Origin of the sequence: Rhodopirellula europaea 6C (genome assembly GCF_000338295.1) — a bacterium.
Lineage (GTDB): Bacteria > Planctomycetota > Planctomycetia > Pirellulales > Pirellulaceae > Rhodopirellula > Rhodopirellula europaea.
The window spans coordinates 1-8,027 of record NZ_ANMO01000056.1 but is presented as its reverse complement, the minus strand read 5'-3'; the positions used below and the strand labels follow the sequence as shown (position 1 = coordinate 8,027).

Sequence of the window (8,027 nt, the reverse complement as noted above, 5' to 3'; positions counted from 1 at the left end):
GCCTCTGGAGTCAGTTCGACAGGTTCTTCGGCCGCGGTTGGCTCAACGACTTCCGCTTTGTCACACCCAGAAAACGCGAGTGTGAGACATGCAAACAAGAGAGTAAGCGAAAACAAATGCTTCATCGGTGGTTAAATCCTTGCCAGATAGAGACTGCGACCATGTCGCAAAATTAATTCCTTCTTCTCTAGAACGCGTCATGAACAACATGAACGCGCACTCGGTCCCCTTAACCTACCAGGTAAGGTGCTCTCGTTCACCGTAAATTTTCAATCAAAACCTCGAATTCAAGCAAATAGTTCGTAGTCAAAACGATCACTCTAAGACATGTTCCTCCACCATCCAGAAGCGTTTCGAGCGTTCCAAGTAGGAAACGAACAGGAATTTGTTACAAGACGCTACTTAGACCCAGGCGACTGAAACCATCTCAAGCTGCGGTTGAAGCTTCTCGCTGCTGGCAAAGAATTTGCCTGAAGATCCACGCCAAAATGTCTTCGGCGGATGATTTGCGAGAATCGCTGCGACACAGACGTCTGTGAATGCGTCGTGCGCATGCGGAAAACCGCTTTGTCGACACCAGGCCGCTAGCGATTCACCAAGGGGCGTGATTCATCGCCCGCTCAAGAGGGCAGTCGGCTAGAAACCAACTGCCGATAAGAGACCAATATCACCAACCGGCGACGCTGATCAGCATGTCGGTAAGTGCACTGACAGGAGCAGAAGGCTCGGCGTAGCTCCACATGTTGCGAACCAAGTCGGTCATCAACATGCCGCCCAAACTCATCACGCAGAGGATAAGAAGCAAGCCGATCGTTTGAAGCAATGTGAACGGAACCTCGTAGCCGCCACGAACGCCCGCCCCCGCCGAAGCGACCGCCGCGTTTTCGTCGATCAGACCATCGCCGTCCATTGGGTCATCCAACGCATCGACTTCCGCAACATCATCGTCCATTGCGAAACCGCTGTCGCCGGCTTCATCGAAGGCGTCGACTTGGTCGGCACCATCGAAATCAACCTCTTCAATGTCGACCGATTCCGAATCGACAACTTCGATCACTTGCGAAGCACTTTCTTCGTTGCCATCGATCTGGATTCCAGAAGCAGACAACTGAAATTCGTCGTCGCCTTTGAAATCGATTCCCGATCCCATTTCGCTGGCGGGAACCAATCCACTTCCATCGTGACCGCTTCCGGTGCCCGAGCCTTCATTCAGCTCCGCACCCAAATCGAGGGCCGAAATGCTGCTGCCCGCTAAGTCCAGCGGTTCGCTTTCCAGGGAAAGGCCACTGTCCGATGGGCTCATCAAGTTGATGCCGCTGTCTCCAGCGATGGAAATGTCGCTTCCCGCACCGCTGACAACCAAGTCGTCGTCATCGTCCGCGATGATCAAATCGTCATCGTCGGCCAGAGCGTCGTCCACTCCGGATGAGCCGCCTGATTCAGCCGACATCAATGAACTGCCGAGCAAGTCGCCACTGCCGGAAAGCAATCCGCTTCCCGCCGCGTCGCCGGCCAACAAATCCAATTCACTCAGTACGTCGCTGCCAGCGTGACTCTTTGATTCGACCGCTGATGGACTGCTGTCCAGATCCAGATCGCCCATCAGTTCCAGGCTGCTGGCTTGTTCGTCCGAGCTGATATCGCCAAGGTCCAACTCGCCATCGCTATCTTCTCCGCCCAAACCGGACAGATCCGATTGGCTCTTGGCACCTTCGACGGGCGCGGTTCCCTTGACTGGCTCCAGCGACAGGTCGTCTGAATCGCTGTCCAAACCCAAGGAACTTCCGAGATTGAACTCGTCGCTGTCGCCGTCTGATTTTGGTCCCGGTGTGGGTGATTCCAATTCCAAATCGCCGCTGTCGTGCGAGATTGCCGATCCGGACAAATTCAAGTCGTCCAGGTCAATCTTCAGCGGTGCGTCGCTGTCGGCTTTTGCACCGGGAACGATGGTCACGTCGCTGCCGTCGCCCGAGTCGCTGGCAATCAGGTTGACGTCACTGCCGCCGCTGAGTGAATCGATGTCCAGATCCAAACCGCTGTCGTCGCTGGCCGGATTGTCACCGCCGATCACGGATCCGATTTTTGATCCACCGCCATCAGCAGCCAGAATTCCGGAACCCAATCCGGACATGTTTGGAAGTTCGTCCTTCAGACGCTCGATCTCTGCCTCAGGAAACTTCCAGCTGGAACCATCGCGAAAACCCCGGACCTGACCTTGGCTGCGAAGATCAATCAGTTTGTCGGCGGGAATTCCGAGTTGTTTGGCGGCGTCTTCGAGAGACAAATAAGAGGCCATGGCAACGCTGAGATGAGGATAGAGGGCGTCAAAAAGTGTCGTTTTGATGTAGCTTCCCTGCCATCCCCATCTTAATGACCGTTCCGGCGAATCGCCAACAGAAACGGGCCGTTCAGATGCAGAATTGCCGCCTCAACGAGGCTTCGTCTTCCCTTGCATTCGACGAATGTCGTCGGGCAATGGCGCCGTCGCGTTGAGTTCCAATGAAAAATCGGCATCGATAGCGCGGCTGCTCACCAGTCGGATCTCGCCATCGGGACCCACATGATACACAGCCATCCACAGTTTTCCTGTGTTTACCAAACTAATTACTTGCGTTCCTGATTCATCCACATGGGAAAATCCGATTATTTCGCCTGATGCCCCCACGTCTCGGCCCGGTCGAGCATGTATCAGCGTGGGGGTACCATCCAGTGGATGCGGGACACCGGCCAGTGCTTCCGGCTGGCGAATGACGGGTGAGTCTTGGGCAAACGCGTGATCGGCTGAATCCGAAGCCAGGCACAGCCCGATCAACACGCCGATTCCAACGCAAACCATCGAGGCGATCAGGTTTGTACGCATGGTGATTTCTCCGGAAATGATACGAAAACAAGCGGATCGCCGAGCCATTGGTCAGGATTGCGGCGATCGATTTCGCCACTCTAGATGAGCAGCTCGGTCCCGGTCCAGATCGCTCCACCACAACCCCAGATCGATCTTCCTGGCGAGGCTTCCATCCGTCTACTCTCTGCGGTTCACCTCGAGCCGCTCCACATCGATTCGACCGTTATGGCGACCGAATGTCAAAAAATATGGATTAGATCAAGACCACCGGTTGTAACGGTCGATCCTGACAACGTGGTGTGTGCGATCGGCTGTGCCGTTCCGCGCCATGATTCGCCGTTCCGTCCGGAAGGAGTCCGATGAAGCCTCACGATTTCAACGCCAACGACACGCTTTCCCCCGCCGATCATTGGGGAGAACCCGTCGAGCCATTGAAGGAATTGCAGGCCACCACGCCGGCCAGCGGCAGCGATCCATCCGCATCGACATCTGCGGAGCAATCGACCGAGTTGGTCGACTCGCCTTCCTTGCTGTCCAAGATCGTGGCCTCAGTCGGTCCGATTGGTCTGGGTTTGCTTCTTTCGGCGGTGTTCTACGGCGTCGTTTTCGGAGTCAACTGGGGACCACTGAACCGGTACTTCCTGGGTCACCCGGTTGCCGTCGCCGCGGCAATCTTGTTCTGCGTTGCCATCGCGATTCTCGCCGTGCGTGCGGTGCAAGTCGCTCGCGATCGGCATCAATTGGAATTGCTTCGCGACGAAGACTTGATGGCGCATGCGACCGGTGCCACGTCGGACTCACCCGCTCAACGTTGGTTGCAACAAAATGATGCTGGCGCAATCGCTCGCAGTTGGCGAAAATCGCTGCGTTCGCTTCCAAGCTCGACACGCAACTCGCTGTTGGTACGACGCCTGAACGAAGTGCTGGGGCGACAATCCCATCGCACCGGCACCGGCGACCTTCCACAGGATTTGCGAGAGATGTCGGAACGTGACGCCGACGCGGCTCACGATTCATTCGGATTGATTCGCATCATCGTGTGGGCCATCCCGATGCTCGGTTTCTTGGGCACGGTCATTGGCATCACGCAAACGCTCGGAGGGTTGGACTTCACCGACGGAACCGCAGCGGTCGACCGACTGAAAAGCGGTTTGTACGTTGCCTTCGACACCACCGCTTTGGGTTTGGTGCTGTCGGTGTTGGCGATCTTCTTGCAGTTCCCTGTTGAACGATCTCAGCAAAGTTTGCTGGCAAGCGTTGACCAACGTGTTCGCGACTTGGTTTCGGAAGCTCTGCCGAGTGACGACGCTGGCGACAGCCAAACCGCTTTGGTCACACAACTTTGCGATGGCATTCGAGTCGCCGTGCAAGAGTCACTGGCGACGCAAGCGAAACTGTGGCGGGAAACAATCGAAGAAGCCCAGGCGTCATGGCGAACGCAACACAACGAGGGTTCCGAGCAGTTCCGCAAATTGATGCAAGCATCGTTGCAACCGGCTCTGACCAGCCACGCCGATCGCATCGAAGCCACCGTGTCTCGATTGGACACGATCGGCAACGGCGTCAGCCAAACGTTGCAGGATCAAACCAAGGCCTGGAATGACGCGATGCACACGACGGCCGTCGAAGTGCAAACGCATCGCCGAACATTGATGACTCACACCGAAGCGATGACCGAACTTGCGGCTCAGCAAAGCATGCGAAATCAGGTCGAGGCTCCCGTCGTTGAACTGGATCCGGTGATGGGTGAAGCAATGCGAACGTTGGCTCGTGCCGTCGATACGTTGTCGCAACGTTTGCCGGCCGCGAAAACGACGAGCGGTCGGGATGACTCCACCAGCAAAAGGCGTGCGGCATGAGTCGGCGACGCGCCTCGCTGTCTCCCTCGTTGTTCCCGTTTCTCGCGGTGCTGGTCTGCACGCTGGGTACCTTGATTCTGTTGCTGGCTCTCGTGGCCGAAAAAGCTCAGGACACTTCGGTCCCACAAGTTGCCCAGCATTCCGAAGCGGTTGCACCGACGCTCGATCCTTCGGATGACGAAGCCTCGACCGATGGTGCGGCTGATCCGTCGATAGATACCGACGGACCGCCGGCAATGACCGCTGCGTCCGCCATTCAGTTGTTGGAAGAAGAACAATTTCGCGTTGAGCAATTGGTTCTGCATCGGGAAAAGCAAACCAGCAAAGTGGAACGTCGTCGCGACGAACTGACCCAAGTTCAAACCGCCACAAAGAAGCTGCGTGATCGGCTGAAGCAACTCAGTGACGAAGTCGACGCAGCCATCGCTCCCGAAGACGCGACCAAGATCGATGAACAAGCCATCGTGATGATGCGTGAAGAGATGGAAACGTTGCGTCGCGAAATTGCGGAATTAGAAGAAGTCAAATCCGGCGACAAGCCACGCGTGGTCATTGTCCCTCACCGCGGTCCCAACGGAACGGCTCGTCGGCCCGTGTACGTCGAGTGCACTGAAAGCGGCGTCACGATATGGCCGGAGGACACCCGCATCACTCACACGCAACTGCTCGCCGGTGTTCAATCCGGATCTCCTCGTCGCAACCCGCTTGATGCTGCCCTTCGAGTCTTCCGACAACACGCGGTTCAAAACTACGGCGATGGTGTTCCGCCATACCCGTTGTTGATCGTCCGTCCCGACGGCATCGAAACGTTCGTGACCGCTCGTGCGGCAATGCAAGATTGGGATGACCAATATGGATACGAGTTGGTGCCCGCTGAAGTCGACCTCGCATTCCCGAAACCCGACCGGGTCTTGAAGCCCAAGATGGAACTGGCGGTTCACGAAGCCTCCAGCCGCAACGTTCATCAATACATCGGCGACGGCCGTGGCGGGACCGGCGGCAACGGAAACGGAACACAAAGCGTAGCCGGCGCGACACTCGGCGGTGCCGCATCGCGACCATCTGGCAACGGCTTCGCCAACGCGGATGCGTTCAGTGCCAAACCATCCGACGGAACCTTCGCCAGCGGCGGAACCGGCAACGACGGCGGTCCCACAGACAATCCCTATGCGGGACAAGCTGGTGGAGCCACGTCTCAGCTGGGCGGCACAACAACCTCGTCGATGCAGCCCGCCGAGAAACCGCTGCCCGTTCTGTCAGCTCGCTCACTCGATCGCCAAGCGCGGGCCAACGGTTTCATGCCGTCTCGTGAGATGGGGCCTCCATTGCCCGCAGGCGGACTGGCCGAACCCATTCCGGGATCCAGCCAATCCAGCTTTGGCGCAGTTGAAACACGGTCCGATGCTTTGAATGACTACTTGGCACAAAAAGACAATCCGTTGATCGGTGCCCCACAAAACGACGCCAATCAGGGTCCCTCTGCAAACTCCAATTGGATGGACGAACAATCCGCCGATGGCACCGATGGGGAGTCAGACGCCGACCAATCCGATCCAAACTTTCGCGGTGTCAGTTCCAAGGTCAACGGCGAACAAGTCGCAGGTATGCAGCAGCCAAGCGGCGGCCAATCTGCTTCCGCTTCGGTCTCTCAATCATCAGCCTCGCCACCTTCGTCGAGCCAAGCACCTGAGTCGGCCAACCAACCGCCGCCAAGTACCAACATGCAGGCTCCACAACAGCCAACGCAGACGGTGCGTCGCGAAGGTCGAGACTGGGCATTGCCGCGTTCGATGGCTGGCATCAACGGCACCCAAGTCGTGCGACCGATCGCGATGGTTTGTCATCACGACCGATACGAGTTGGTTCAAAACAACGTGGTTGTCCAGACGTTCCCCTTCGGAAACGATTCGATCTACAACGCGACCATGAAATTGGCCACCGCCGTGCGTGATCGCGTGGACGGCTGGGGAGCCACGCTTCCCGGAGGCCGCTGGCAACCGCGACTGGATGTGCTGGTCGCACCGCACGCTGATCAACGTTTTCATGATTTGCAAACGTTGATGAACGGCAGCGGTGTGGAAATCACGAGGAGGGTTCGATGAGTCGACGCCGACGCACGACGCTAGAACTTGGACACGATGCCTTTTTGGACATCGTCGCCAACCTCGTTGGGATCCTGATCATCCTCGTGGTGGTTCTCGGAACCCAAACGCAACGCATCACTCGTGCGCTCACATCGCCCGACGAAATCGCTCAAAAGCCCGGCGACCTGGTTTCACCCGAAGGGTTGCCAACGCCCGAACCCAAGCTGGCAACCGATTCACAGTTGTCGCAACTTGCGCAAACCGCCATGCGAGCTGCCGCGGCACAGCGGGAGTCGATGCGTTTGGAGAACATGGTCAAACGCTACGACATGGAACTGGAACAAGCCAAACGTGAACGTGGTGCGTTACTCGATCTGCTCACGCTCGCAGAAGAGGCATGGGAGCAAAAGCAAAAACAATTCGACCAAGACAAAGTACGTGCAGCTAAACTCGGCAGTGAAATGCGAGAGGTCAGCGCCGAATTGGCGACTCTGGCCGGCACCAAAGAACGGCTCGAAAGCCAAGAGTCGCCCGTCGTCGCGGTCGAACACTTGCCCACACCAATGGCCAAGACCGTTTTTGGTGACGAGATTCATTTGCGGCTGAAGAACGATCGTTTGTCAGTCGTCCCGATTGAGCCACTATTGAAAGCCATCAAAGAAGATTTCGGTCGCGTCATTCGTGGCTCACGAGATGGACGCTCGTCGTCCGCCGTCGGTCCCATTCGCGGATACGTCGCACACTACGCGATGGACAAATCAACCGGCCGAATCTCCCAGGGCGGAAAAACCTCCATGGGCACCCGAGTCCAACTGGCCGGCATGGTGATCGAGCCTCTCGAAGAACCACACGGCCAACCGATCGATCAAGTGCTCTCAACAAGCCGGTTGCTCGACGTGGAATTGGCAGGGCGTGATCCATCCAAAACGACCATCACGGTCTGGGTCTATCCGGAAAGCTTTGCCGCATTTCGGATGCTGAAAGAGCATCTGTACAAACGCGGATTCGCGACCGCCGCTCGCCCGCTTCCATTTGACCGGCCAATCTCCGGCGGCCCCGGTGGCTCGCGTTCGCAGGCTCAATGACATTGGCCTCGGTAGCGTTGGCCTGCGCTGTTCAATCATTGGGGTTGCAGGTCGAGGACACGATGCAGCTTTTGCCACCTCTCCCTCAACGAGGTCGTGCAGTTTTGAAGTGCCGTGCTCGCAAGTTTGAATTCACCCTCCTGAACGGAGTTGGGTG

5 protein-coding genes are annotated in these 8,027 nt (G+C 57.2%); 3 read left to right on the top strand and 2 right to left on the bottom strand.

The genetic code is table 11. From position 1 onward, the window contains the following. Positions 1-667: 667 nt before the first annotated feature. Positions 668-2,296, bottom strand: a complete 1,629-nt coding sequence (locus RE6C_RS04885; RefSeq protein ID WP_008654418.1) for a helix-turn-helix domain-containing protein — start codon at positions 2,294-2,296, stop codon at positions 668-670. A 132-nt stretch (positions 2,297-2,428) separates the two neighbouring features. After that, positions 2,429-2,860 (bottom strand): hypothetical protein, encoded by a 432-nt coding sequence (locus tag RE6C_RS04880; protein WP_008654416.1) that lies wholly within the window; start codon positions 2,858-2,860, stop codon positions 2,429-2,431. A 341-nt stretch (positions 2,861-3,201) separates the two neighbouring features. Here RE6C_RS04880 and RE6C_RS04870 point away from each other — a divergent pair, with 341 nt between their 5' ends. From RE6C_RS04870 to RE6C_RS04860, 3 genes are read left to right on the top strand one after another with little or no spacing between them, the layout of a single operon-like run. Beyond that, positions 3,202-4,701, top strand: coding sequence for a MotA/TolQ/ExbB proton channel family protein (locus RE6C_RS04870; protein WP_008654414.1), 1,500 nt, complete (start codon positions 3,202-3,204; stop codon positions 4,699-4,701). Next, positions 4,698-6,803: a hypothetical protein gene (locus RE6C_RS04865; RefSeq protein WP_039961224.1), complete on the top strand. Its 2,106-nt coding sequence runs from the start codon at positions 4,698-4,700 to the stop codon at positions 6,801-6,803. Before RE6C_RS04870 ends, RE6C_RS04865 begins: the two co-directional genes overlap by 4 nt. Beyond that, a complete protein-coding gene (locus RE6C_RS04860; RefSeq protein ID WP_008654412.1) occupies positions 6,800-7,870 on the top strand; it encodes a hypothetical protein in 1,071 nt (356 codons plus the stop codon). Before RE6C_RS04865 ends, RE6C_RS04860 begins: the two co-directional genes overlap by 4 nt. Positions 7,871-8,027 lie beyond the last annotated feature (157 nt).